This window comes from Pedobacter puniceum (assembly GCF_009674685.1).
In the GTDB taxonomy this organism is placed as follows: domain Bacteria; phylum Bacteroidota; class Bacteroidia; order Sphingobacteriales; family Sphingobacteriaceae; genus Pseudopedobacter; species Pseudopedobacter puniceum.
On sequence record NZ_WKJI01000002.1, the window covers coordinates 489257 to 514120 of the forward strand.

26 protein-coding genes are annotated in these 24864 nt (G+C 35.1%); 13 read left to right on the forward strand and 13 right to left on the reverse strand.

The window, feature by feature from the left end; translation table 11 throughout:
* Positions 1-234 precede the first annotated feature (234 nt).
* The 3 genes from thrC to thrA all read right to left on the reverse strand — a co-directional run bounded on the left by thrC (position 235) and on the right by thrA (position 5006).
* Positions 235-1539 carry a threonine synthase gene (gene thrC, locus GJJ64_RS08740; RefSeq protein WP_154287422.1) on the reverse strand — a complete coding sequence of 435 codons (1305 nt, stop codon included), beginning with the start codon at positions 1537-1539 and terminating at the stop codon, positions 235-237.
* An 81-nt stretch (positions 1540-1620) separates the two neighbouring features.
* Complete coding sequence (locus GJJ64_RS08745; RefSeq protein ID WP_154287423.1) at positions 1621-2553, reverse strand: homoserine kinase; 933 nt, start codon at positions 2551-2553, stop codon at positions 1621-1623.
* Positions 2553-5006 (reverse strand): bifunctional aspartate kinase/homoserine dehydrogenase I, encoded by a 2454-nt coding sequence (gene thrA / locus GJJ64_RS08750; RefSeq protein WP_154287424.1) that lies wholly within the window; start codon positions 5004-5006, stop codon positions 2553-2555. Before thrA ends, GJJ64_RS08745 begins: the two co-directional genes overlap by 1 nt.
* A 289-nt stretch (positions 5007-5295) precedes the next feature.
* On the opposite strand from thrA, the gene rsgA reads away from it, so the two are divergent.
* Positions 5296-6216: a ribosome small subunit-dependent GTPase A gene (gene rsgA, locus GJJ64_RS08755; RefSeq protein ID WP_154287425.1), complete on the forward strand. Its 921-nt coding sequence runs from the start codon at positions 5296-5298 to the stop codon at positions 6214-6216.
* A 71-nt stretch (positions 6217-6287) separates the two neighbouring features.
* Positions 6288-6746 (forward strand): D-aminoacyl-tRNA deacylase, encoded by a 459-nt coding sequence (dtd, locus tag GJJ64_RS08760; RefSeq protein ID WP_154287426.1) that lies wholly within the window; start codon positions 6288-6290, stop codon positions 6744-6746.
* 18 nt (positions 6747-6764) lie between these two features.
* On the opposite strand, the gene GJJ64_RS08765 is transcribed toward dtd, so the two are convergent.
* From GJJ64_RS08765 to GJJ64_RS08775, 3 genes are read right to left on the reverse strand one after another with little or no spacing between them, the layout of a single operon-like run.
* Positions 6765-7349, reverse strand: a complete 585-nt coding sequence (locus GJJ64_RS08765; protein ID WP_154287427.1) for a DUF6705 family protein — start codon at positions 7347-7349, stop codon at positions 6765-6767.
* 23 nt (positions 7350-7372) lie between these two features.
* Positions 7373-8308 (reverse strand): hypothetical protein, encoded by a 936-nt coding sequence (locus tag GJJ64_RS08770; protein ID WP_154287428.1) that lies wholly within the window; start codon positions 8306-8308, stop codon positions 7373-7375.
* Positions 8302-8973 carry a hypothetical protein gene (locus tag GJJ64_RS08775; protein WP_154287429.1) on the reverse strand — a complete coding sequence of 224 codons (672 nt, stop codon included), beginning with the start codon at positions 8971-8973 and terminating at the stop codon, positions 8302-8304. The genes GJJ64_RS08770 and GJJ64_RS08775 overlap by 7 nt, the downstream gene beginning before the upstream one ends.
* A gap of 173 nt (positions 8974-9146) precedes the next feature.
* Here GJJ64_RS08775 and GJJ64_RS08780 point away from each other — a divergent pair, with 173 nt between their 5' ends.
* The 5 genes from GJJ64_RS08780 to GJJ64_RS08800 are packed head-to-tail and all read left to right on the forward strand — an operon-like array spanning position 9147 to position 12122.
* Positions 9147-9896 carry a nucleotidyltransferase gene (locus tag GJJ64_RS08780; RefSeq protein ID WP_154287430.1) on the forward strand — a complete coding sequence of 250 codons (750 nt, stop codon included), beginning with the start codon at positions 9147-9149 and terminating at the stop codon, positions 9894-9896.
* A gap of 12 nt (positions 9897-9908) precedes the next feature.
* Positions 9909-10655 (forward strand): metallophosphoesterase family protein, encoded by a 747-nt coding sequence (locus tag GJJ64_RS08785; protein ID WP_154287431.1) that lies wholly within the window; start codon positions 9909-9911, stop codon positions 10653-10655.
* A gap of 37 nt (positions 10656-10692) precedes the next feature.
* Entirely contained in the window at positions 10693-11019 is a 327-nt protein-coding gene (locus tag GJJ64_RS08790; protein WP_154287432.1) for a nucleotide pyrophosphohydrolase, read from the forward strand.
* Positions 11019-11666 carry an HD domain-containing protein gene (locus tag GJJ64_RS08795; RefSeq protein ID WP_154287433.1) on the forward strand — a complete coding sequence of 216 codons (648 nt, stop codon included), beginning with the start codon at positions 11019-11021 and terminating at the stop codon, positions 11664-11666. The genes GJJ64_RS08790 and GJJ64_RS08795 overlap by 1 nt, the downstream gene beginning before the upstream one ends.
* A 3-nt stretch (positions 11667-11669) precedes the next feature.
* Entirely contained in the window at positions 11670-12122 is a 453-nt protein-coding gene (locus GJJ64_RS08800) for a gamma-glutamylcyclotransferase family protein (protein ID WP_154287434.1), read from the forward strand.
* A 4-nt stretch (positions 12123-12126) separates the two neighbouring features.
* Here the strand turns inward: GJJ64_RS08800 and GJJ64_RS08805 are convergent, their stop codons facing one another.
* Positions 12127-12975 (reverse strand): UbiA family prenyltransferase, encoded by an 849-nt coding sequence (locus GJJ64_RS08805; RefSeq protein ID WP_154287435.1) that lies wholly within the window; start codon positions 12973-12975, stop codon positions 12127-12129.
* 47 nt (positions 12976-13022) lie between these two features.
* Between GJJ64_RS08805 and GJJ64_RS08810 the strand changes: the two genes are divergently transcribed.
* The 4 genes from GJJ64_RS08810 (at position 13023) to GJJ64_RS08825 (ending at position 16995) form a co-directional block, all read left to right on the forward strand.
* Entirely contained in the window at positions 13023-14126 is a 1104-nt protein-coding gene (locus GJJ64_RS08810) for a type III polyketide synthase (protein ID WP_154287436.1), read from the forward strand.
* The gene (locus GJJ64_RS08815) at positions 14119-14811 is read left to right on the forward strand and encodes a methyltransferase domain-containing protein (protein ID WP_154287437.1); all 693 of its coding nucleotides are present in this window, start codon (positions 14119-14121) and stop codon (positions 14809-14811) included. The genes GJJ64_RS08810 and GJJ64_RS08815 overlap by 8 nt, the downstream gene beginning before the upstream one ends.
* On the forward strand, positions 14808-15938 hold the full coding sequence (locus tag GJJ64_RS08820; RefSeq protein ID WP_154287438.1) for an NAD(P)/FAD-dependent oxidoreductase: 1131 nt from the start codon (positions 14808-14810) through the stop codon (positions 15936-15938). The genes GJJ64_RS08815 and GJJ64_RS08820 overlap by 4 nt, the downstream gene beginning before the upstream one ends.
* 76 nt (positions 15939-16014) lie before the next feature.
* Positions 16015-16995, forward strand: a complete 981-nt coding sequence (locus GJJ64_RS08825; protein ID WP_154287439.1) for a helix-turn-helix transcriptional regulator — start codon at positions 16015-16017, stop codon at positions 16993-16995.
* On the opposite strand, the gene GJJ64_RS08830 is transcribed toward GJJ64_RS08825, so the two are convergent.
* Positions 16992-17210: a hypothetical protein gene (locus GJJ64_RS08830; RefSeq protein ID WP_154287440.1), complete on the reverse strand. Its 219-nt coding sequence runs from the start codon at positions 17208-17210 to the stop codon at positions 16992-16994. The genes GJJ64_RS08825 and GJJ64_RS08830 overlap by 4 nt on opposite strands.
* Before the next feature lie 2 nt (positions 17211-17212).
* Positions 17213-17698: a DinB family protein gene (locus tag GJJ64_RS08835; protein WP_154287441.1), complete on the reverse strand. Its 486-nt coding sequence runs from the start codon at positions 17696-17698 to the stop codon at positions 17213-17215.
* A 170-nt stretch (positions 17699-17868) separates the two neighbouring features.
* On the opposite strand from GJJ64_RS08835, the gene GJJ64_RS08840 reads away from it, so the two are divergent.
* Entirely contained in the window at positions 17869-18852 is a 984-nt protein-coding gene (locus tag GJJ64_RS08840) for a 2-hydroxyacid dehydrogenase (RefSeq protein ID WP_154287442.1), read from the forward strand.
* Here the strand turns inward: GJJ64_RS08840 and GJJ64_RS08845 are convergent.
* The 3 genes from GJJ64_RS08845 to GJJ64_RS08855 are packed head-to-tail and all read right to left on the reverse strand — an operon-like array spanning position 18849 to position 22096.
* A complete protein-coding gene (locus tag GJJ64_RS08845) occupies positions 18849-19205 on the reverse strand; it encodes an iron chaperone (protein ID WP_154287443.1) in 357 nt (118 codons plus the stop codon). The two genes, GJJ64_RS08840 and GJJ64_RS08845, sit on opposite strands and share 4 nt — an antisense overlap.
* Positions 19206-19214: 9 nt before the next feature.
* On the reverse strand, positions 19215-20102 hold the full coding sequence (locus GJJ64_RS08850) for a DUF72 domain-containing protein (RefSeq protein ID WP_154287444.1): 888 nt from the start codon (positions 20100-20102) through the stop codon (positions 19215-19217).
* Positions 20103-20128: 26 nt separating this feature from the next.
* The gene (locus GJJ64_RS08855) at positions 20129-22096 is read right to left on the reverse strand and encodes an ATP-binding protein (protein WP_154287445.1); all 1968 of its coding nucleotides are present in this window, start codon (positions 22094-22096) and stop codon (positions 20129-20131) included.
* 145 nt (positions 22097-22241) lie between these two features.
* On the opposite strand from GJJ64_RS08855, the gene GJJ64_RS08860 reads away from it, so the two are divergent.
* Positions 22242-23498 (forward strand): hypothetical protein, encoded by a 1257-nt coding sequence (locus tag GJJ64_RS08860; RefSeq protein ID WP_154287446.1) that lies wholly within the window; start codon positions 22242-22244, stop codon positions 23496-23498.
* Between the two features lie 62 nt (positions 23499-23560).
* Here the strand turns inward: GJJ64_RS08860 and GJJ64_RS08865 are convergent, their stop codons facing one another.
* Entirely contained in the window at positions 23561-24862 is a 1302-nt protein-coding gene (locus tag GJJ64_RS08865; protein ID WP_154287447.1) for an amidohydrolase family protein, read from the reverse strand.
* Between the last annotated feature and the right edge of the window lie 2 nt (positions 24863-24864).

Sequence of the window (24864 nt, forward strand, 5' to 3'; positions counted from 1 at the left end):
TCATATGTGCTAATCCACAGACTAAACGCCTATGGTTAGGTGTATTAAACCCTTTCAGGGTTTGCTCCTCTCTGCAGGTTGTGCATATGTGTCAATCCAAAGGATGCGCCTATGGTTATGAGTATTGAACCCTTTCAGGGTTAAGTTTTAAGGTGCTTTATAGTCACACAGGCTATGCAAATGTGTAATCCATGCAATGCACCTAAGGTTATGAATATTGAACCCCTTTCAGGCTTATGATTGCGATAATAAATAATCTTTAAACTTTTGATAGTTATTATCCATTACAATTTGATGTTTGTCTTTATGATATAGCTCTTCAACTTGTGCAGGTATTTCATAAGGAATGTTCAATTCCTCAAAAACATCAGGGAATTTGCAAGGATGTGCCGTAGCCAAAACTACATAAGCATGCTTAGCTAACGGGTTTTTTGTCTTGGCCTCTTTTACTGCTAAATACCCCGTAGCCGTATGCGGACACATGATATAATTTTTATCCTGATAAACTTCTTTTATCGCTATTCTTATAGCCTCATCATCAAAAGCTACAGCATCAAACGCTGCTTCTAGTTTAGCTTTATCGTTATCAAACATATCTAGTATCCTTACAAAATTGCTAGGGTTACCAACATCCATAGCATTGGCTAAGGTTTGTACAGAAGGTTTTGCTGTATAAACACCAGTTTTTAAATACTGAGGAACAATATCATTACTATTGGTAGCTGCTATAAATTGCTTAACAGGTACACCCATTTTAGAAGCCAACATACCAGCCGCTATATTACCGAAGTTACCGCTAGGCGTAACAAAAGTAATATCCTCAAACTGTTGCTTTAAGCGAGCATAAGTATTGGCATAGTAAAACATTTGAGGTATTAACCTGCTGATATTGATAGAATTTGCAGAGGTAAGATTAAACTTAGCATTCAACTCTTCATCATGAAAAGCTTGCTTTACCATCGCTTGGCAATCATCAAAAGTACCATCAATTTCTACAGCTTCTATATTATTGCCGTTGGTGGTTAACTGTAATTCTTGTATTAAACTTACTTTCCCTTTAGGGTAAAGGATGGTAACTTTTATACCCGGTACATTTAAGAAACCTAAGGCTACTGCACCTCCCGTATCGCCAGAGGTAGCTACCAAAATCCTGATTTCTTTTTTCTCTTGCTTTAAAAAATGCGCCATGATACGACTCATGAAACGCCCTCCAAAATCTTTAAAGGCTAAAGACGGACCATGGAATAACTCTAAAACAAAAACATCATCAGCTAAAGGATGTAAAGGAGCATCAAAATTTGCAGCATCATCTACAATAGCTTTTAAATCTTCGGCAGAAATATCATCTTTCAATAAAGCATAAGCTAAATCGAAAGCAATCTCTGGTAAAGACTTTTTATCCCAACTAGCAATGATATTTTCATCTAAAACTGGGATGGTGGTAGGCATATATAAACCATTATCTGCCGGAAGGCTATTGAAAACGGCTGTCTTAAAATCAACCGATAAATGATGGTTTTTGGTACTGTATAGTTTCATTTCTTTAGTTGGTTGGATGGTTAGTTGGTTGGATGGTTAGTTAATTCCTAACAAACTAATACCTAACAAACTAACCAACTGCTATAGTATAACTGGTCCGTTTTTATTAATTTCTGATAAATATATGTTGCTGGCGATACCTTTGTCTAACAACACTTGTTGCAAGGTTAATAATACCCTTTGTGCGTCATCCGGCGAACGGAATAAAGAAAATACAGTTGGCCCTGATCCTGAAATACCAAAACCCAAAGCACCGTGGTGCATAGCTATTTCCTTCATTTTATAAAACTCTGGTATCAGCATAGAGCGTATAGGCTCTACAATAACATCTTGCATACAACGTCCAAGTAAATCGTAATCTCCTTGGTATAGTGCACTTATTAGGCCAGCAATATTTCCCCATTGGGTAACTGCATCTTTTAACAATACTTTAGAACGTATAATTTGTCTGGCATCTCTGGTAGGTACATCTACATGCGGATACAATAAAGCGCAATATAAATTTGGCACCGGTAAAGCTATCACCTCTAAAGGCTCGTAACTTTTAATAAGGGTAAAACCACCAAATAAAGCAGGTGCAACATTATCGGCATGCCCATGACCACAAGCTAAAGCCTCACCTTCCATAGCGAAAGGCAATAATTCTTCTTTACTTAAAGGTCTGTCTAATAATTCGTTAATAGCAAATATACCCGCTACAGAACTAGCCGCACTAGAACCTAAGCCACTACCTAAAGGCATTTTTTTCTTTAGTTTTAGCTTAACGCCGATGTCTTCACGACCAAGTTGTTTTAATATGCTTTTAACACCTGCAGCTACCGTATTACGGTCGGCATCGAGAGGTAATTTACCACCATCGCCTTCTATAGAGCTTATGACAACGCCCGGTTTATCGCATAGTTCCATGATGAGCTCATCGCCAGGTTCATTAACAGCGAAGCCCAAAATATCAAAACCACATACCACATTAGCAACAGTAGCTGGGGCAAATACTTTTATTGATTTACTGCTCATTACTGGTTAGCTCCTACTTTAACTAAATCGGCAAATACACCAGCAGCGGTAACCGCAGCACCAGCACCAGGACCTTTTACTACCATTTGTGTTTCACAATACCTCTCGGTAGTGAAAGCTATAATGTTATCGCTACCAGATAAAGCATAGAAAGGATGATCCATACCTACTGCTTGCAGGCTAATGCTTGCTTTACCATTTTCTAACTTACCAATGTAACGTAAAACTTTACCTTGTTTTTCAGCATCTTTTTTAAGCTGTTCAAAATAATCGTTAGAAGCTTTTAGCTCTTCATAAAAAGCCTCAACAGTTGGTGCTTTAGCACAATTTTCTGGTAAAATAGCACCTAACTCTACATCAGCCGCTTCCATTGGTAAACCGCTATTTCTGGCTAAGATTAATATTTTACGCATAAAATCAATCCCACCTAAATCATCACGAGGATCTGGCTCTGTATAACCTTTTTCTTGTGCTTGCTTAACCACATCGTGGAAAGTAACATCACCTTTAAAATTATTAAAAATGAAAGAGATGGTACCAGAAAGAATAGCTTCTATCTTGGTAATTTTATCGCCACTGATGATTAAATCATGCAAAGTAGTGATGATAGGTAAACCAGCACCTACGTTAGTTTCGTACAAGAAATCTACACCATACTTCTTAGCTGTACTTCTTAAATCTGCAAACTGCTTGTAATCGCTAGAATTAGCAATTTTATTACAAGTAACCACGGAGATATTCGACTTAAAAATATCTTTATACATGGTACTTGGAATTGGGCTTGCAGTATTATCTATAAACACACAATTTGGCAGATTTAAGCTCTTCATCTCACTCACAAATTTATTTAAATCTGCAGGTTCGGTTGATTCATTTAAACTTTGTTGCCAATTAGCTAAATCTATACCGGCTGGTTCTATCAACATTTTTTTAGTGTTGGTTAAACCGATGATTTTGATATTGATGAGATTATTTTCTACTAAATAAGCATGATGAGCATTAATCTGTGAAAGCAATTCTTTACTGATATTACCCACCCCAACAATAAACACGTTTAAGTTCTTTTGCAATTGCGCAAAAAATGCATCGTGTACAGTATTTAAAGCTTTTGTTAAATCAGAATTATAGATAATAACGGAGATATTGTATTCTGATGAACCTTGCGCTATAGCAACCACATTTACACCATTTCTACCTAAAGCATGGAAAAGTTTACCAGCAATACCTGGTGTTTTCTTCATGTTCTCGCCTACGATAGCTAAAACAGATAAATCATGCTCTATGGTGATAGGCTCTAATTTTCCGGCTTGTAGCTCTAACTCAAACTCTTGCTGTATTAAAGCTTGTGCTTTCTTAGCATCCTCTGGGTTTACCGCAAAAGTGATAGAGTGCTCTGAAGATGATTGCGTAATTAGAACTACGTTTACCTGCTCTCTAGAAAGTAAAGAGAATAACCTGCCACTAAAACCAGCTTTACCAACCATGCCACTACCTTGCAAATTGATAATGCTGATATGGTCTACAGAAGAAATTCCTCTGATAACGGTTGATGATGGCTTGATATCATGTTTGATGAAAGTTCCAGGGAAACTAGCATCAAAAGTATTTTTAATAACAATAGGAATTTTCTTTAAGAAAGCCGGAATCATGGTAGGCGGGTAAATCACTTTTGCCCCAAAGAAAGAAAGCTCCATAGCCTCGGTATAAGAAAGCTCTTCTAAAGAAAATGCTTTTTTAACCCTTCTTGGGTCGGCAGTCATCATGCCATTAACATCTGTCCAGATTTCTATTTGCGATACATTTAAAGCCGCACCAATGATGGCAGAAGTATAATCGCTACCACCACGTCCAAGAGTTGTTACCCTGTTTTGGTCATCGCTAGCTATAAAACCAGTAGCAACAATTAAACTATCTTTATGATGTTCAAAGTAGTTCTTGATCAAGAAATTACTTTGCTCAAAATCTACACGGGCATTACCAAAAGTGCTATCAGTTTTAATAATTTCTGTAGTGTTTAGGTAATCAGCACCTTCATGTATGGTTTTTAAGATTCTAGAAATCATGAAAGCAGAGCATTGCTCGCCATAGCTTAAAATAGCATCACGAGTTTTAGGGCTTAGCTCTTGTAAGGCTGTAACACCTTGCATTAAATCTTCCAGCTCCTGAAAAAATAATTTCAATTTGGTTAAAACCTGATTTTGTTGTTGCACAGGAATCAACGCTTTTACCACTTCAAAGTGTCTTTTTTCTATATCAGCCAAAGCTTCAGAAAAATCAATTCCTTTTATAGCGTTCTCTGCCGTCGTGATTAATTGGTTGGTAACACCTCCCATAGCAGAAACAACAATGACCATTTGTTCTTGCTTATCAAGGTTAGTTTTAACCACATCTATCAACGCTTTTAAAGCATCTACAGACCCAACAGAAGTACCTCCGAATTTTAAAATTTTCATTTTCTTTCTACAGCTAAAAATCTTTTACTGTCAATGCAGCTTTGGATTTGATATTAAAATTTAAAAAAAAGCGCCTTCCGTTTTGTCGGAAGGCGCTTTGTATGTTTTATATAAGCCTATAATTACCTTCCTCTATGCGCAGAGCGTCATGGTGTAAGTAATTGTAGTTGTATAGTTATTGTTCACGTTTTTAAATTATGTGCCAAATCTAAGCTTTCATTTTTTAAATACAAACATTTTTCACAGAAAATAGGAAATTCATTTAGCCTATAATTATCTTTACAACGGTATGCAGGGATTAGTTATTAAATCAACAGGAAGCTGGTACACTGTTTTAGGTGAAAATCAGCACAAATATGAATGCAGGATAAAAGGCAAACTCAGAATGAAAGGTCTGGTAAGCACCAATCCTGTTGCTGTTGGAGATTTTGTTGATTTTGAACTAGAACCTGAGCAAGAAACGGCCGTAATTAGCAAAGTTCATGACCGTAAGAATTATATCATCAGAAAATCTATCAACCTATCTAAACAAGTACAAATTATTGCTGCTAATTTAGATCAGGCTTGTTTGGTGGTAACTTTGGCTTCTCCAAGAACTTCTTTAGGTTTTATAGACCGCTTTTTGGTTACTGCTGAGGCTTATGGAATTCCTGCTATTTTGATCTTTAATAAGCTAGATTTATTTAGCGATGAAGGCCTAGAAATCCTCGCCAATTATATGGAATTGTATGAAGGTATAGGCTATAAATGTTATGCGGTATCTGCCATAGAAGGCACTCATGTGAATACCATTAAAGAATTGCTGAAAGATAAGACTAGCTTATTTTCGGGTCATTCTGGCGTTGGAAAATCAAGCTTAATCAATCAGATCATACCTGGTATTGCTTTAAGAACTGGCGAAATTTCTGATTGGAGTGATATGGGAAAACACACCACTACCTTTGCAGAAATGTTTGAATTGCCTTTCGGCGGAAAATTAATTGATACTCCAGGAATAAGAGAATTAGGCATTGCCGATATAGAACCAGAGGAGCTTGCTCATTTCTTTCCAGAGATGCGAAGCCGTATGCATGGCTGCAAATTTCATAACTGCGTACACATTAACGAACCCGGTTGCGCTATTTTAAAAGCCTTAGACGAAGGAGACATTCAACCCACTAGATATGATAGCTATTTGAGTATATATCATAAAAACGATACGAGGGCGTAAACTGGATTATAGTCTATTGCCCATGGACTATTAACCATCAACCATGGACTATTAACCATCAACAAAAAAATATGAGAGCCGTTATCCAAAGAGTAAGTCAAGCATCATGCACTGTAAATGGAGAAATTACAGGTAAAATAAACACCGGATTTTTGGTTTTATTGGGCATTGAGGAGGCCGATACTCTAGAAGATTTAATTTGGCTGGCACAAAAAATTGTGAACATGCGCATTTTTAATGATGAAAATGGCTTAATGAATAAATCTTTAGCTGATGTTGATGGACGTATTTTATTAATATCTCAGTTTACACTCTTCGCACAAACAAAAAAGGGAAACCGTCCTTCTTTTATCAAAGCTGCCAAACCTGCCCAGGCTATTCCGCTTTATGAAAAAATGATTGCAGAGCTAGCTCAATTAAGCAAGACCAAAATAGAAACCGGCATTTTTGGTGCCGATATGAAAATAGAACTCTTAAATGATGGTCCGGTTACCATCATGATGGATACTAAGGATAAAGACAGGCATTAGCCTTCTAAAAGCCTTCAATTATTGCTTTACTAACTGAATTCTTTTAGGTAAAATAGGAACATAAGTTTCAAAGTTTGGACATTTCCCTTCAACATAGATATCTTGTGTTCTATAAAAATTAAAAGTCATATTTGTTAAAGTAGTATTATTAACAGATATATAAACCTCACCTCCATCCATACAATAAGTATCATTTTTATTCTCGAAATGCATCACATAACTGCCATTAATCGGATAAGAACCTTCAAGCCATGTTTCTTCATCATCTGAAATATTTAAAGTATTATACAAAATGGCACCTGTTACTTGGTCTTTAATTAGTAATCTACCTGCCAACAGATCTATCTTAAATCCGTCTGCACTAGATGGTAAATGCAAAAACTTGTTTAAATGCAGTTCAATTATTTTACCATCTGCCGTACCCTTCCAAATACCTACAAATTTGGGAAGTATGTTATTAACATCTTTAACGTAAGTAACATCTTCTGGTATACCATCTGGAGTTCCTAAATATGCTTCTGCTTGTTCTAAGGAAATGATAACTTGCGCTTGTACAGTTAAACTAATTAATATTATTAGTATACTTAAATATATTCTTTTCATTTTATTTAGATTAAAAATTTCAATTATGGACAAGGGTTGGTAAATACTGTAATTTTACCATTAGAATTTAGTATTAAAGATTTTTCCTCTATGATACCGTTACTTTTTGCTTTAAAGAGCTTAACACCATTTAAATTCATCTCTTCATTAACAAATCTTAAAAATTTCTTTTCATCATTACCATCTTCTTTTTTATAAAATTCCACATATTTATTTCTCCATTCTGGAGTATCAAAACCAGTTTTTATATCAAAATGACTACCAGTAAACATTATAGTATAGTTTCCATTGCTACTTACCATATTAACATAATATTTTGAATAGTCACCGCTACTAATATTAGCTTGAATTAATAACATAAGGGCATTAACATCAGCAGGTGAAAACATTTTAATAGGTTTTCTTATTTCAACAATACCATTATTTACAGTACTTACTAATTCATAATCATCCAAATGATTATGTGTGAATCCTATCGTTTCAGTATCAATATTAATCTTTAGATTATCGCTATTTGATGTAGAATTTCCTGATATCAAAGAATTGAATGTTCCTAATCGAGATTCTGCATAACCTGTTTCATGAGTTAAATTGGTCTTATTTTTCAACTCATTAACTATAGCTCTAAATTCCATATCTTGCTCATGCAAAGCTACTTGAGCACAAGGATCATAAGTTACACACGGTAATAAACCAGTTGTTCCACCAACACAACCACAACCTTGTATAAAATATGCTGAGCCCCCTGGTACATTTGCACAGTCTAAAGGGTCTGGTGAAGGAGGTGGATCTTCATAAATGACGCAATCATAATATTCGTCTATGTGTATAAGACTCCAACTTACATATCCAGAGTATATTGTTTGATTACACCAAGAATCATAGTCAACAAGATCGCTATCTAGTGGTTGAGAACAATACAGAGATCTTCCTGTCTCAAAATAACCGTTCTCTAACATCCCCCATGATGCTGTCCATACCAAAGACAGTCAACAAATGCTAAAGTACATTCGACTCTTTCTGATGTACTAGCTTGTTTTGAGCCTCGACTAATTTGATTTTTCAGAGGTTTATGAACACCATTTCGATATTCATAAGAGTTAATAGTTTTATTTTTAAAATCTTTTAATAATAAAACACCATTAAAATTTTTGAAATCAGTAGTATGATCCTGTATTAGATCCTTAGATTCATCCTTAATAGCTGTAATATTCGATTTAGGGGGAATAATATAGGTGGCCAATTTAATATCTAATCCAGAAGAAGTTTCTTTAAATAATATATATTTATCAGTGTTTGAAATAGGAGATTTCAAGTAAACATTCGTCTTTTTATTAAGAATTTGTAAATCGAGTGGTATATAATAATAAGCTAATGAATCATTAACTAATTTTTTCTGAAATTTTTTCCAATCAGGTTTCCAGCTTATTTCAATAGAATCTTTATGATTAAGTAACAATTGAGACTGATATCCACTATTAGCAAAAACTAATTTAAGTGCTTCGACATTGTAAGTTTCAGGCTGACTTGTTGAAGTGTTAAAAATTATATCTTTTTTACAGTTACAAAAAAAGATACAGATGAAAATAGCAAATGCTATTTTGATATTTTTTTTTCTTTTCATAAGAGTAGATGTTACTCAAAAGTATAAATAACTTTTAAATGAGATAGAAAATCCCAAAAAATAACCTAACAATAATATTAAATTAACAATGGCTTCTAGCAATTTAGGTTTGGTTTTTGAATAAGTATGATGAATAACTGCCTAGTGGCAGTTTCTACCTTATTAAAAACCCTATGATTACAACTGAAGAAGAGAAAAAAGAAGCTCAAGAATTCTATAAAGAAGCCTTACAATTACTAAAAGAGTGCGGTGTAGATTTTATGCTAGGAGGTGCCTTTTCCCTCTTTGCACATACTGGTATTTACCGCGATACTAAAGATTTAGATATCTTTTGTAAACCATCAGACTATAGTAAAATACTACAGTTTTTTGCTGACAAAGGTTATACAACCCAATTAACAGACATCCGCTGGTTGGCCAAAGTTTTTAAAGGAGATTATTTTATCGATATTATTTTTGATACTGTAAATAATATTTGTACGGTTGATGATAGCTGGTTTGAACATGCTACCCCTGGTACTTTTGCTGGTGAAGAAGTGAAATTTTTATCTCCCGAAGAGCTTATTTGGTGTAAAATATATGTCCAAAATCGTGAACGTTTTGATGGGGCAGATATCAACCATGTTATTCTTAAAAAAGGCAAAGAATTAGACTGGGAAAGGTTACTTTCCCGATTAGACCAACACAACCACTGGCATTTATTATTGGCTCAAATCATTATGTTTCAGTTTGTTTACCCGTCTGATTTTCATGAAATCATCCCTCAATGGTTGTTTGATGAATTGATAAAAAGAGCCAATAACCAATACCAATTACCCGCTACGGTAGTGAAAGTTTGTAGAGGCCCCGTTATAGACCAAACCCAATACAGCGTAGATATTAAAGATTGGGATTATAAAGTATCCACCATCATGACTACCTAAATTTTTCATACCATGACAGATACAACAAAAAATACTAGAATAGCCGCCGTTGCCGATATCCATGTAAAAGAATCTGACAAAGGAAAATGGACTGCCTATTTTAAAGAAATATCAGAAAAAGCAGATGTTTTGGTTATCTGTGGCGATTTAACCGATACGGGCGACGAGTCTGAAGCAGCCGTTTTAGCCGAAGAATTAAAAGTATGTAGCATCCCTGTAGTGATGGTTTTAGGCAATCACGATTACGAAAAAGGCAGAGAGAAAATGATTCGTCAGCTTTTGTTAAAAGACCATGTTCATGTTTTAGATGGAGAAGCTATCGTTATCCATAACATTGGCTTTGCCGGTATTAAAGGCTTTGGTGGTGGTTTTGATAAGCATATGCTATCCATGTTTGGCGAAAAAGGCATGAAAGATTTTGTACAAGAAGCCGTAAATGAAGCCTTACAATTAGAAAGAGCCTTGGCAAGATTAGAATCAGACCATCAAGATATTAAAAAAGTGGCTTTGTTACATTACTCGCCCATAGCAGAAACCGTAAAAGGCGAAGCCGAAGCTATTTTTCCGTTTTTAGGTTCATCCAGATTGGCAGAACCCCTCAGCAGAAGAAATGTTGATGTTGCTTTTCATGGCCATGCCCACATTGGCACTTTAAAGGGCAAAACACAAGACGGTATAGAGGTTTTTAATGTTGCCAAACCACTGCTTTTACGCGATGGTTATGATTGCCCCTATTTTTTATACGAAATAACAGCATAGCCCTTATTTATTGCTAAAGATTCCTGATTTTAGCATCATGGAAATTAAAGAAGCACAACAACTGGTAGACAATTGGATTAAAACTACTGGTGTAAGGTATTTTAATGAGCTCACCAATACGGCTATTTTAATGGAAGAAGTGGGTGAGGTTGCCCGTATCATGTCTCGTAAATATGGCGAGCAGTCTTTTAAAGAATCTGATAAAAAAGTTGATTTAGGCGATGAAATGGCCGATGTACTTTTCGTATTGATTTGCTTGGCTAACCAAACAGGTATTGATTTAACCGCTGCATTAGAAAAAAATATGGAGAAGAAAAGTATTAGAGATGCAGACAGACATCGTAACAACGAGAAATTAAAATAATGCAAGACTTCATTAACAAAACCATAGCTTTTGTAAAGCAAGAATTACAAGATGCCGAGGCTGGCCATGATTGGTTTCATATAGAACGTGTTTGGAAAACAGCTAAAAACATCGCAGCAGAGGAAAAAGTGAATTTACTAGTGGTAGAGTTTGCCGCTTTGCTACATGATATTGCCGATGCTAAATTTCATGATGGAGATGAAGAAATAGGACCAAGAAAAGCGGGCGAATTTTTAAAAACTTTAGCTGTTGATGATGAAACCATTATCCACGTACAGCAAATTATTAAAAACATGTCTTTTAAAGCTAGCTTAGGCGATGTTACTTTTACTTCAGCAGAAATGTTGGTGGTACAAGATGCCGATAGGCTAGATGCCATTGGTGCTATTGGCATAGCCAGAGCTTTTACCTATGGTGGCTATAAAAACAGAGAACTTTACAACCCAGATATTAAGCCAGAGCCTAACCAAAGTAAGGAGGCTTATAAAAAGTCTACCGCCCCAACCATCAACCATTTTTATGAAAAATTACTCTTATTGAAAGATAAGATGAACACCGCAACAGGCAAAAAATTGGCAGCCCAAAGACATGATTTTATGGTTCAATATTTGACTCAGTTTTATGCAGAATGGAACGGAGAAAAATAAACCATGGAAAACACTTTTTTATATTTCGCTTACGGTAGTAATCTTAATAAAGCATTAATGGAATTTAGGGTTAATGACCCTGTAACAGTTGTTGGGCAAGCCGTTTTATATGGTTATGGTTTATGCTTTCATCAGCTTAACGCCGATGGTAGTGCCAGAGCCAATTTGGTAGTTTCTGAAAGTGAAAATGTACATGGTGTTTTATATCAAGTACATAATCAACATTTTGAATTGTTGCAACAAACAGAACCTCAATACCAATTACAAGAATTTGAGCTTGAAAGCGATAAAGGTTTACATCAGGCTTATGCTTTTATTTGTGTGGATGAAGCAGAGGAGCTATCACCAGAAGAAGAATATCTAAACACCCTATTAGAAGGCGCTAAACAACACCAATTGCCAGAAAATTATATTTCCTACATCAAACACAAAGCAAATTTTAAGGCAGAAGAATAGGATTTTAGAGCCATAACCAGCTAAAATACAGCAACATCATTAAACCACTCATAAGCGTCATACCCATCGCATTTTTAAAAGATGCTGCTTCAACTCGGTTTAAACACTGTTTAAACCACCATAAAAAATAGCCTAATATTGGGGAGCAGCATAGGGCAAAAACCCAAAAATTATAGAGTTCATTTTGCCTGTTCCAATAATCAAACATCAGGGCAAAACCCAAAAAAAATACAAAGCCTGAAAATAAAAAAGAGCCTTTTACACCTAGTAAAAGACTTAAAGTTTTATCGCCACGCTTGCAATCTTCTTCGTGTTGGTACACTTGCGTTAACGGATAAGAAGCCCCAATTAAGCAGGAGGCAATCAATCCGGCTTGGATGACATCGGCGTTAAGCCCTAAGTCATATTGACCTATGGCTTGGTAGCAACTGTAGTAAATAAAAAATCCTTGAAAAATAAAAACCACCAAAAAACTTAAAATAGGATATTTTTTGATGCGGATACGAGGATGACTGTAAGCTTTAGAAAAAGAATTATAAATGGCAACCGCCAAAGCAAACTCAAAACTCACTAAAAAAGCCATCAATAAACCTGTCCACTCTAAAACATAAGCCGTTACCAATAAAGATTTTTGCACTTTTGGAGGTTCTTTTATAAGCGCAATACTGCCTTCATCCTTATCAAAATAGCTATTGTAAGCGTTACTTGCCGGATACACAAATAAATGCCAAACTATAAAAACTACTATGGCATTGTAAATGTTAGGATTAGGTACTTCGCTATAAGCAAACAAATAAACAGGAAGCAATAACAAAGAAAAAGGAAGGCGTAAGTGTAATAAGGTAGACTTCATTTCTTTGTTATGTTTAGCATGAAGGTAAAAATATTTAATTTTTTTGAATGAGCAGTGTTATATCGACAATTGGTACTAGTAATCCATCAAATCAGTTTGCGCAAAGTCGCATACTGGAATTTATGAAAGAAGCACACCAGTTGGATAGCAACCAAGCTCGTAGATTAGAAAAATTATATCAAGTATCTGGGATAGATTACAGGCACTCGGTACTGCAAGATTTTGGTAAGCAAAAAGGAGATTACAGCTTTTTTGGTAATGATGCTGGCCTTAACCCCTTCCCTACTACAGCCAGCAGAGGTTTTATATACGAGCAAAATGCTTTACAAATTGCTTTAAAAGCTGTTGAAAATTGCTTAAAACAGCTTGACTTTAATCCTCAAAACATCAGTCACTTAATTACGGTAAGTTGTACAGGAATGTATGCTCCGGGTTTAGATATAGAACTGGTAGAAAAACTAGGCTTAAAGCCCGATACTGAGCGTACTTGTATAAATTTTATGGGTTGTTATGGTGCTTTTAATGCGCTTAAAGTGGCCGATTATATTTGCAGAGCGCAACCTACAGCTAAAGTTTTAATTGTAGATGTTGAGCTTTGTACCCTCCATTTCCAAAAAGAAAATACTTTAGATAACTGGTTGGCAAATTCTTTATTTGCCGATGGTGCAGCGGCTGTTTTAGTGCAACATGAAGCGCAAACTGATGATAAACTTTTCCATATCAATTCTTTTTACAGCGAGCTAATTAGCCAAGCAAGAAATGAAATGGCTTGGCGCATTGGCAATTTTGGCTATGAAATGCAGCTTACCAGCCAAGTTGCTAAACAAATAAGAAGTGGTATTAAAGATATTGCCCAAAAATTATTGAAAAAAGCCCAATTAGCTTTTGATGATATTGGACAATATGCCATCCACCCTGGTGGCAGAAGAATTTTAGAAGTTTGTGATGATGCTTTTCAGCTCCATCCCCACCAAAATGAGCATGCTTATGAGGTATTACGTAATTTTGGTAATATGTCATCGGCAACGGTGCTTTTTGTCTTAGCAGCACTCGGTAAAAAGCTCAAAACCAAACAACAAGAAGAAAAAATATTGAGCTTTGCTTTTGGTCCTGGCTTAACTTTTGAAAGTATGGTACTTACATATGCCTAGTTTTAAACATAGAAGTACAGCGTTAGAAATCATGGATGATTTCTCGTTAGACCAACAAGCTATTCACCCGGTTCTAAAAGAGCTGGAAGTCATCAACAAATTGCTAGGCGGTTTTCAGGTATTTTACAATGCTTTTAAGAAATTACCCATTCAAGATAAAGACATTATTTGCGATTGGGGCTGCGGCGGTGGCGATAGCCTAAAAGTTTTAAAAAAGCACTTCCGTAAAAGAAAAATATACCCTCACTTTATCGGGATTGATGCCACACCTAGTGCTATTAGCTTTGCCAAAGCACATCATGAAGCAGAAGATATCCACTTTAGTTTGGCTGATGTTTTAGAAGAGCCATTCTTAGCCGAAGAGTTTGATTATGTTATCAGCAGCTTATTTACCCATCATTTTAATGATGATGAATGGAAGAAACTGGTAGGAAGAATGCTGTACGCTTCTAAAAAAGCTGTTATCATCAATGATTTACACCGTCATTGGTTGGCTTATTATTCTATTGGTTGGCTTACCCAAATCTTCTCCAAATCGCCCATGGTAAAACACGATAGTAAATTATCAGTCTTAAGAAGTTTTACCAGAAAAGAGCTGCAAACATTATTAGCGCAAATGGGTATTAAGAAGTATAGTATTAAATGGATGTGGGCCTTTCGCTGGCAAATCATCATTTATAAATGAGCAAAAAACCAAAAATATTTATTGCCGGAGGTGGTTTAGCAGGCCTTACCAACGCTATTTTATTAAGCAAAGCAGGCTTTGAAGTTTGCCTTGCCGAGCGTAAATTTTACCCTTTCCATAGGGTTTGTGGCGAGTATGTAAGCAATGAAGCTTTACCTTTTTTAAAAAGTTTGGGGTTAAACCCCGAGGATTTGCAGGCGAGTAAACTAGAAAAGTTAATTATTGCCTCACCATCAGGAAAAACCATTCATGCCCCTTTAGACTTAGGCGGATTTGGCATCAGCCGATACACCTTAGATGAGCAGCTTTACCTCATCGCTAAACAGCAAGGCGTGGAGTTTCTTTTAGGCGAAAAAATAACGGATATCTATTTTCATGATGAACAGTTTAACATTTCACTAGCCGGAAAAACTTATCAGGCAGATTTGGTGATTGGTGCTTTTGGAAAACGCTCTAACTTAGATAAGCAACTCCAACGTTCCTCCTTTTATAAGCGCAGCCCTTATATGGGTGTTAAATATCACGTAAAGTTAGATTTCCCTAAAGACACCATCCGCTTAGATAATTTTGAAGGTGGTTATTGTGGCCTAAACAGCATCGGTACAGATAGCTATTGCTTATGTTATCTATCAGAAAATAGGCATTTAAAAAAATACGGTTCTATAGCCGCTGTAGAAGAAGAAGTTTTAAGCAAAAACCCCTTTTTAAGAGAAGTTTTTCGCAACGCCGAGTTTATTTGGGATAAGCCAGAAACCATTAATGAAATTGCTTTTGAGCGCAAAACATTGATAGAAAACCATATCCTCATGTGTGGCGATACTGCCGGTATGATTGCTCCACTTTGCGGAAACGGCATGGCTATAGCCTTACACTCGGCAAAAATTTTAAGTTCTTGCATTATTGATATTTGCTATGATGGCATTAACCCAACTAAAAGAGCCCAACTAGAAAAAGCTTATAGCCAAACATGGCAACAAGAATTTGCGCAAAGGTTATTCATAGGCAGAACCATCCAAAAGCTATTTGGGCAAAATCAAATCTCTGAAATGGCTATTACTAGCCTTAACTACTTCCCTAAAGTTTTTTCTTTCTTGATAAGTAAGACGCATGGGAAAGTTTTTAGTTGAGTATGTATATCCTAAACTAATAATTTACTATTTTAAGCGTTTAATTTTTTAGCAACTACTATAAAAAACGCTGGCTATGGAACATGAAACACTAAACCGGTTTAACAGAATTGTTTCCATATTTATCCACTTACAATCTGGCAGAATTGTAAAAGCACAAGAACTAGCCAAACGCTTTCAAGTAAGTTTACGTACCATTTACCGTGATATTAAATCTTTAGAAGCAGCAGGTGTACCCATTAGTGGAGAAGCCGGAATTGGTTATTATTTATTAGATGGGTATAGGGTACCGCCTACCATGTTTACGCCTGAGGAAGTTAACAGCTTTGTAGCTTCTGAAAAATTGATGCAAAAGTTTAGCGATAAAAACTTAAGCGCACATTATGAGTCGGCTATGTTTAAGCTAAAATCTGTACTAAGAGGCCATACCAAAGATAGAGTTGCCATGCTAGAAAATCAGGTTTGGATTAATGCTAGTCATGATGTTTTTAACGACCAAGTGCCTAATGCCTTAAATATTTTATTAGATAGCATGGCAGAGAAAAAGCAAGTTGTTATCAACTATCAAAATTTACATGCCGAAGAAATTGTAGAACGTATTATTGAGCCAATTGGCGTTTTTAACGAAAATAATTTTTGGTATATGATGGCTTTTTGCTTGCTACGGCAAGATTATAGACAGTTTCGTACCGATAGAATATTTGCCATCGCTAAAACTGAACATCGTTTTAGTAAAAAACATAGTCCAGAACTTTTAGACGAATACAGAAAAGCTATGGAAGGGCAAAAAGAGAAAACTAAAGTAGTTATCAGGATTGATAAGGATATTGCCCGTTATTTAAGTACAGGCAGGAAATACTATGGTTTCGTCTCAGAAAAGGTTATCAGAAATAGTGTTGAAATGACTTTCATGACCAACGATACACATGAAAGTTTTGCCCGCTGGTTTATGATGTTTGCAGACCGAGCAGAAATTTTAGAACCTGATAGCTTAAAAGAAAGAATAGCTGAAATAGTATCTCAAATAAAAATTAATATTCCAGAGAGCATCAGTTAATCGGGTAACTCTTGGCAATACAAGCCTATATTTTCTAACTCTTGGGCTACTTCACAAGCATCTAATAAAAGGGTTTCAACCCGGAGGATGCGGTCGCAATCCTCCAGATCAAAATTCCAGTTTCCGTTTTCATCAATGAGGTTTTTCATGACCTCATTAACTTTTGGCACTAGTTCTTCTTCTACAGATGTTTTAAAAACCAGTATCTTTTTCATAATTATCTTTCCCAAAAAAACGGAGGCTCAATTCCTAAAGAACGTAAATACACATAACCTTGCCCCCTATGATGAATTTCATTATCTATAAAGTAAAAAATAGTAGACCAAACAGAGCCTTCATATTGACCAAAGGCCAAAATATGCTCATGAAAGCGTTCTACCGGAATTTGCCCCCATAATTGGTTCAACTCCTCGGTAGCTTCATCCCAAAGTTTCAGGATATGAGCCTTTTGTTTTCCATGCTCTATATGCTCTTTAAGCTCTTCTGTTTTACCACCCGTAATTTCTCTTAAACCGGGTACGGCAATAGCTAGCAGTTCTTGTACCATATCTGCAAAAGGCCTCATGCCGCCAATGCTATAATCAAAAAACTCTTGCTCTGGAAAAGCTTCTATTAATCTACGGGTTAAACCTCTGTGCCCTTGCCAATGTGCTAGTAATTCTTCTGAAGTAATTACTGCTGTGTTTGCTTTTGTAGTTTCCATAATGATTTATTTATATCCCAAAACTACTTTTGAAATTGACAAAGGCTTGTCAACAATGTTTAGCTATTTTGTAACCAATATCATTATCCTACAGTATGCAAATATGTATCTTGCATCATCATTTAAAAAAATAAGATATAGCTTACACTCATAAAAACACGCTTAATGATATGAAAATTGCCGTTTTTAGCACCTACCATTACGATGAAGAATTTTTAAACAGATACAATACCGGTCATGAGCTTACTTTTTTCACTCTAGCGCTTAATGCAGATACCGCCCCTTTGGCTAATGGTTTTGATGCCATTTGCATTTTTGTAAATGATAAAGTAGATAAAGCAGTATTAGAAATACTAAAAGTTGCAGGTATTAAATTAATTGTTTTAAGATGTGCTGGCTTTAATAATGTGGCTGTAGCCGATGCAAAAGCCATGGGCATAACCGTAGTAAGGGTACCTGCATATTCACCAGAAGCAGTTGCAGAACATGCTATGGCATTGATTTTAACCTTGAATCGTAAAACACATAAAGCTTATAATCGCGTACGAGAAGGTAATTTTTCTTTAGAAAGATTGATGGGTTTTAACCTACATAACCGTAAAGTAGCAGTTATTGGCACAGGTAATATTGGTAAAGCATTTTGTAAGATATTAAGTGGTTTTGGCTGTAAAATAAGTGCTTATGATTTGTACCCGCAAGATGAAGTTAAAGCCATGGGTGTACAATACGGAACCCTAGAAGAAACTTTGTGTGATGCTGATATTGTATCTCTACATTGCCCTTTAACGCCAGAAACGCAATACTTAATCAACCAAAAAACATTAAAACTATTTAAGCATGGTGCCATGCTTATTAATACCAGTAGAGGCGCTTTGGTACATACTAAAGATGCTATAAAAGCTTTAAAAAGTGGCCAATTAGGGGCTTTAGGTTTAGATGTTTATGAGCAGGAAGGAGATTTATTTTTCCATGATTTATCAGAAGGAATTATACAAGATGAATTGATTACCCGTTTAATTTCTTTTCCTAATGTTTTAATCACCTCGCATCAAGGATTTTTTACGCAAGAAGCCATAGGGGAAATAGCAAGGGTTTCTTTTGCCAATATTGATGCATTTTGCAATGGCGAAGAACTAAAAAACAAGGTAGATTAAAGGACGGATTTATTTTCTTCTACCCTAAAAGCTACTATCTTCTCTATCAAAGCATAAGGAATAGGCTGGTTTAAAGGAAACTGTACTGAGCCTTTTCCTTGCTTGTAAATAGATAAGTCCTCAGCAAAAGCGGTATGTCCGCTTGGAGTAGCATAAAAACCTATATGATTTTTAAAAGCTGCAAAGTAAACCAATGGCTTTTTATAAAGCTTATAGGCTGGCATACCATAGCTGATGCTTTCTACCGCATCAGGTGCAAGCCTTTTTATAATTTCTCTGATTTGTTTTAGCTGATGCTGAATAACTTCAGGGAAATGAGCTATATATGCTTCTACAGATTCATAATTTTCCATAGGCTAAAATTAAAATAAAGTAGGATTTTCTGTGGCCATTGCGGGGATATGAAGCTTTGTACCTATTGCTCTATTTAACTTTTCTATAAAATGGGCAGACAATAAAGGCGAAGCCAGCTCTACATTTTGGTGAACAAAGAAATACAGTTTCTGTAAACCAGCAGCTTTCCAATCAACAATACGTTCTACCCATTCATCTAATCTGCTATAATCAGATTCATGATTAGCGCCTACATAACGAATAAAAGCAATAGGTGTGCTTAACTTCATGTGCATCATGTCTCTTCTGCCTGCTGTATCTACCAAAACATTGGTGATATGATGCTTTTTTAACAATTGGTAAAGTTCATCGGCAACAGCCTTATTGGTGAACCATTCTTCGTTTCTAACCTCTATGGCTAGCGGGATTACTTTTGGAAAATCTTCAACAAAAGTTTTAAGTCGGTCAAAATCTTTAGGCTTAAAATTATCATGCAGTTGCAAAAAAGCCATTCCTAATTTTTCTTCGAAATGGCTAATGGCATCGCAAAATAAAGTAACAGGTTCTTTAACATCTATTAACCTGCGGTAATGACTAACTGTGTTGGTTATTTTAGGAAAAAACTTAAAATCATCAGGAGTTTTATCTCTCCAGCTGCTTACTTGTGCGCTGCTAGGTAAATTATAGAAAGTAGCATTTAGCTCAATACAATTAAACTGCGTGGCGTAATAAGTTAGCTCGTCTTTTGTACCTCTTGGATAAAAGCCTTTTAAATCGGCTTTATTCCATTTAGCGCATCCTACATAGGCCTCAAAATCATTTTTAGAAGTATTTTTTAGTACTTCTTTAGTCTCAGGCGCATCAGCCGGAAGGCTAAAATTTATGATTGATGGATCTTCTACTTTTCCAAATTGCATGATGTTTTCTATTAAAATTACGTGATTTAAGCCTTAGGTAAGGTAAAACTAAACTCAGAACCCTCGCCTTTCTTACTTTTAACACTTATGGTGCCTTTATTTGCTAAAACGTATTCTTTACACAAGATGAGGCCTAAGCTATTTCCTTTTTCATTACCAGTACCTGCTAGACTGATGTTCTCAAAATTAAAAATACGACTCTGTTTTTCGGCAGACATGCCAATACCAGAATCTTTAACTGTAATTCTGATATATTGGCTTTCATCTTCTGCAAAAACCTTGATGCTGCCTCCCGTATTGGTAAATTTTACGGCATTACTTATTAAATTTCTGATGATTAAATCAAAGTGGGCTTTATCTGCCAAAACAGCTACATGAGGTAGTATTTCATTACTGAAACTGATATTCTTATCCTCAATCAGCACACTTAAAAACTCGCGATTAAGCTCTATTTCTTTAGCAACAGCTATGGTTTGTGGGTTTATTCTCAAACCTTTAATTTGTGTTTCGCCCCACTTTACCAGATCGTTAAGGGTATCTAAATAAGCGGTACTATTTTGGGTAATTTTATCAATTAAATCGTTCTTTTCTTCTTCATCTAAATATCCATCTTTAACCATGCTTAAAAGGTTAATAATGGCTGCAAATGGTCCTCTTAAATCATGAGCTAGAACAGAGAATAATTTATCTTTAACCGTGTTAGATTCTTTTAATTCTTGATTGGCTTTAGACAAAAGCTGATTAAATTTCCTGTTTCTTCGGTTGTTAAAAACCATAAAAACAAGAATAATCATAACAAATACAGCAACACTTAAGATAATGGTACTACGTAAGTTTTGTTGGGTGTTACTGTATTGCAGTTCTTTAACTCGGGCTTGAGATTTAGCCAGCTCATACTCGGCTTGTAAATCGCTTATGCGACTATTAATATCTTTATACAAAAAGCTGTCTGCTAAATTTTTCTCTTCCTCTTTTAATGTTAATGCCTCTTTATAATTACCCTCTTTGCGGTAAAGAATTACCATTTGGTTTAGAATTTCTACTTGCCTTTTATAAGCATTGTTTTTTCTGGTAAGTTCTAATGCATTTTTATAATAGCCTAAAGCTTTTCTACTATCGGTTTCTTTATAATTCTCTGCTAAGCCTAATAAAACCTCTGTTTCTCTCAGGAAATTTTGTATTTCTTTAGCCTTTTTAAGAGCTTCTTTTTGAAGCGCTATAGCTTCTTTCTTCTTGCCAGTACGAGCGTAGACACTAGCCAAGTTATTGGTAAGCGTAATATTTAAACCTTGATATTTGATATTATTGCTTAAAGCAACACCTTTTTTAAGATAATACTCAGCTAAATCATATTTTTTAATATCTCTATAGATAACCCCGAAATTATTGTAAATGTTGAGGTTCAGATTTGAAAAAGGGATGGTGTCGCTGATAAACTCGGCTTTTTTTAAATATTTTAATGCTACTGCATAATTTTTTTGCCCCAGATACCCCTCTGCTACGGTAAGGTTAGATTCCATTATGCCATAAGCATAATTATTTTTCTCGCTTATAGCTAATGATTTTAAGAAATACTCTATAGCTTTATCATGATTACCTTTTCTATTTTCGACTACACCTAAACGTATAGTTACGGCAGAAATACCCTTTACATAACCTGTTCTTTGGTAAATTTCTAGTGCTTGTAAATACTTTTTTCTAGATTCTTGATAGTTTCCCTTGTTGTCATAAATCATCCCCCATTGGTTTAGCATCATAGCTTTCCCATTATCATCATTTAACCTAGTAGCAAGTTCTAAGCCTTGGTTCATGAAATAAAGAGCAGAGTCTGGTTTAAAATACCTGTACCTACTTACCAGAGAATCGTAAAGTTTAAGTTGGGGATTTAGCTGATAAGACTTCTGAAAAGCAATAGTAATAATTGGCAACAGTAAAAACACTAAAAGTGTTATACTTTTTAATTGTTGTTTTATATTGAATCCCCTTAAAATCATTAAACAGATATTAACCAAATATAAAAATCTATAAGTAGGAAATCGGTTTTTTGTGAAAATTAAATCGATAAACCCTTTATCTTTTTATTAAAAAAATTCTTATTACGAAAACTGATTTCTATATTGAAGCACTGAACCTGAAATCATGAAATATATTTTTTTACTGCTCCTATTTTGCAGTTCATTTGCCCTAGGTCAAACTCGTTATCACAAAGGTTATATTGTAACCCATAAGCTAGACACTATAAAAGGTGATATTGGTTTAAAAGAATGGAATTATAACCCTAATTTAATTTATCTTAAATCTGCTGAAGCCAAAGAACGAAAAGAATACACTATTAATGATATTTTAATACTTCAAATACCTGATGTTTGTTATTATCAAAAATATCAAGGACCTATATCAATACCACAATCAGAAATTAGTTCTGTAATAGATAGTAATTTTGTTTTTAAAGAAGAAACAGTATTGTTAAAACGCTTATTTGAAGGGACTTATTTATCACTCTTTAGTTATAAAGATGCTACCAAAGAACGCTTTTTTGTAAAAGATAAAAACGATAAAATATCAGAATTACTGAGCAATTATTATCGTTTAAATGGTGTAAAAGAAAGCTATAATCCTTACAAAAAGCAACTTCGTGAGTTGTTAAATACTTATGGGATTAATAATGAAAAATCTTCCAATGCAATAAGAACATCGGCTTATAATGAGGTGAGCTTGATTAAATTGTTTAAGACCATCAATTTAAATCAACAAACAGTAACTACAAAAAAATCTAATTCAGTAAATCTTTTTTTTGGATTAACAGCTAATAACAGCAAAGTATCTTTTCATGAAAACCATATCCTTACAGGTAAAAAGTCTGAAATGTTTGTAACACCTGGCATAACAGGCGGCTTTATATTCTACACTAATCCACATGTACGTAAAATAGCTTTTAATATACCTATACATATTTATCAAGTAAAAGCTAAAGCTGAAGGAGAGGAAGAACTAACTTTTGACAGAGCAAAATATGGCGTTTACAATTATGAAGATATTATATTCTCTTTATCACCAAATATTGTCTACAACTACTATAATAAGCAAAACTTTAAGCTTTATGTAAGCGGAGGTATTTCTTTTAGCTTCCGTTTAAATATGGTGTCTAACTATACCACTTACTTCAGTAAATCTTACATACAATCAGAAATGAACAATCGTTTACAATATGATTTAACCCTTAATAAAGCAATGTTTGATTTACCTTTAGAGACCGGAGTTTCTTTAAAAAGGATTCAGCTTTTTGCAGCTTACCTAAAATCAGTAGGAAAAACCATCTACTCAGAAGGTCAGTACAACATTCAATCAAAAACCTATCGAGTAGGTGTTAGATATCTTTTTGGGAAAATATTATAAAAAAACAGCGCCTCTCTTTAGGGAGACGCTACCATTAATATCTTTAAAACGCTTAGCTCAAATCACTCTTTGATACCTAATTTTTCTGCATAGCGTTTGTATAATTGCTTTTGAACGTTATCTAAATTTATATCACGACCTTGGATATAAGCTTTGCTAATATGGTTAGTTCGCATATCTAAAGCATCGCCTTCAGAAATAATGATATTGGCATCTTTACCTATCTCTAAAGTACCTGTTTGTTTATCTATACCTAAAATTTTAGCTGTGTTGGATGTAATTAAAGCCAAAGCTTCTTCTTTACTTAAACCATAAGCCGCTGCTGTACCTGCCATAAAAGGTAAATTACGTTGCTGCCAATAACCTTCAATACTCATGGCTATTAATATCCCTGCTTTATGTAAAAGTGCTGCATTTTTGTATGGAAGGTAAACATCGTCATCATCATTTACTGGTAAAGCATGACTCTCGTTAACAATAACAGGAATTTGATGCTCCTTTAAAAATCCTGCAACTTGTATAGCCTCATCAGCGCCAAGCAAAACAGGTTTTATACCAAACCCTTCGAAAAATTTAACGGCTATAATGATATCTTTTTGTGCTGATACATTTACAAAAGCTTTTTTAGTACCTGTAAATAAGCCTTTCATGGCATCAAAACGAGCATTAAAAACTTTAGGTTTACTAAGCTCGGCGTAAGCCTTAGCTTCTTCAAAATAGTTTTGTAACTCGGCCATTTGCCTTTGGTAACGCTCTTTTTGCTGCTCCTCGCTAACTGCTGCTCCTGCTCTTCTGCTGGTTCTTATTCTTGAAGTTGGCCAATTAAAATGGATAGCCATATCGGTTTTATAAGCAGCATCTTCCCAATTCCAACCGTCTAATTGCACTACAGATGATGTTCCTGAAACCAAACCACCTTCTGGCGCTGGCTGAGAAAGTAAAACACCATTAGAACGTACCGTTGGGATAATTCTAGAATCGGTATTATAAGCAATAATAGACCTTACATGCGGATTGATAAAACCTACTTCTTGTATATCTCTGGTAGCTCTAACAGATTCTACCTCGGTTAAACCTAAACCATTAGCCGGGGCAATAAAACCTGGGTAAATATGTTTTCCAGTAACTTGAACGACATTTGCATTTTGCGGTAATGCTGTTTTACTATCGCCAACAGCGGTAATTTTACCTTTATCAAAAATAATAATCCCGTTTTCTATTACGGTACCATTACCAATATGCAGCGTAGCACCCACCAAAGCAATTGCCTGAGTTTGGGCTTTAGCCGGAGCTATATTTGGTTGCGCATAAGCTGTACATGCCACAACCGTTAATATGATGAATTGATATATAATTTTTTTCATGA

Excerpts from the sequence above, each read along its gene's own strand:
- thrC (WP_154287422.1), bottom strand. The coding sequence starts at position 1,539 with ATGAAACTATACAGTACCAAAAACCATCATTTATCGGTTGATTTTAAG.
- GJJ64_RS08745 (WP_154287423.1), bottom strand. The coding sequence starts at position 2,553 with ATGAGCAGTAAATCAATAAAAGTATTTGCCCCAGCTACTGTTGCTAAT.
- thrA (WP_154287424.1), bottom strand. The coding sequence starts at position 5,006 with ATGAAAATTTTAAAATTCGGAGGTACTTCTGTTGGGTCTGTAGATGCT.
- rsgA (WP_154287425.1), top strand. The coding sequence starts at position 5,296 with ATGCAGGGATTAGTTATTAAATCAACAGGAAGCTGGTACACTGTTTTA.
- dtd (WP_154287426.1), top strand. The coding sequence starts at position 6,288 with ATGAGAGCCGTTATCCAAAGAGTAAGTCAAGCATCATGCACTGTAAAT.
- GJJ64_RS08765 (WP_154287427.1), bottom strand. The coding sequence starts at position 7,349 with ATGAAAAGAATATATTTAAGTATACTAATAATATTAATTAGTTTAACT.
- GJJ64_RS08770 (WP_154287428.1), bottom strand. The coding sequence starts at position 8,308 with ATGTTAGAGAACGGTTATTTTGAGACAGGAAGATCTCTGTATTGTTCT.
- GJJ64_RS08775 (WP_154287429.1), bottom strand. The coding sequence starts at position 8,973 with ATGAAAAGAAAAAAAAATATCAAAATAGCATTTGCTATTTTCATCTGT.
- GJJ64_RS08780 (WP_154287430.1), top strand. The coding sequence starts at position 9,147 with ATGATTACAACTGAAGAAGAGAAAAAAGAAGCTCAAGAATTCTATAAA.
- GJJ64_RS08785 (WP_154287431.1), top strand. The coding sequence starts at position 9,909 with ATGACAGATACAACAAAAAATACTAGAATAGCCGCCGTTGCCGATATC.
- GJJ64_RS08790 (WP_154287432.1), top strand. The coding sequence starts at position 10,693 with ATGGAAATTAAAGAAGCACAACAACTGGTAGACAATTGGATTAAAACT.
- GJJ64_RS08795 (WP_154287433.1), top strand. The coding sequence starts at position 11,019 with ATGCAAGACTTCATTAACAAAACCATAGCTTTTGTAAAGCAAGAATTA.
- GJJ64_RS08800 (WP_154287434.1), top strand. The coding sequence starts at position 11,670 with ATGGAAAACACTTTTTTATATTTCGCTTACGGTAGTAATCTTAATAAA.
- GJJ64_RS08805 (WP_154287435.1), bottom strand. The coding sequence starts at position 12,975 with ATGAAGTCTACCTTATTACACTTACGCCTTCCTTTTTCTTTGTTATTG.
- GJJ64_RS08810 (WP_154287436.1), top strand. The coding sequence starts at position 13,023 with ATGAGCAGTGTTATATCGACAATTGGTACTAGTAATCCATCAAATCAG.
- GJJ64_RS08815 (WP_154287437.1), top strand. The coding sequence starts at position 14,119 with ATGCCTAGTTTTAAACATAGAAGTACAGCGTTAGAAATCATGGATGAT.
- GJJ64_RS08820 (WP_154287438.1), top strand. The coding sequence starts at position 14,808 with ATGAGCAAAAAACCAAAAATATTTATTGCCGGAGGTGGTTTAGCAGGC.
- GJJ64_RS08825 (WP_154287439.1), top strand. The coding sequence starts at position 16,015 with ATGGAACATGAAACACTAAACCGGTTTAACAGAATTGTTTCCATATTT.
- GJJ64_RS08830 (WP_154287440.1), bottom strand. The coding sequence starts at position 17,210 with ATGAAAAAGATACTGGTTTTTAAAACATCTGTAGAAGAAGAACTAGTG.
- GJJ64_RS08835 (WP_154287441.1), bottom strand. The coding sequence starts at position 17,698 with ATGGAAACTACAAAAGCAAACACAGCAGTAATTACTTCAGAAGAATTA.
- GJJ64_RS08840 (WP_154287442.1), top strand. The coding sequence starts at position 17,869 with ATGAAAATTGCCGTTTTTAGCACCTACCATTACGATGAAGAATTTTTA.
- GJJ64_RS08845 (WP_154287443.1), bottom strand. The coding sequence starts at position 19,205 with ATGGAAAATTATGAATCTGTAGAAGCATATATAGCTCATTTCCCTGAA.
- GJJ64_RS08850 (WP_154287444.1), bottom strand. The coding sequence starts at position 20,102 with ATGCAATTTGGAAAAGTAGAAGATCCATCAATCATAAATTTTAGCCTT.
- GJJ64_RS08855 (WP_154287445.1), bottom strand. The coding sequence starts at position 22,096 with ATGATTTTAAGGGGATTCAATATAAAACAACAATTAAAAAGTATAACA.
- GJJ64_RS08860 (WP_154287446.1), top strand. The coding sequence starts at position 22,242 with ATGAAATATATTTTTTTACTGCTCCTATTTTGCAGTTCATTTGCCCTA.
- GJJ64_RS08865 (WP_154287447.1), bottom strand. The coding sequence starts at position 24,862 with ATGAAAAAAATTATATATCAATTCATCATATTAACGGTTGTGGCATGT.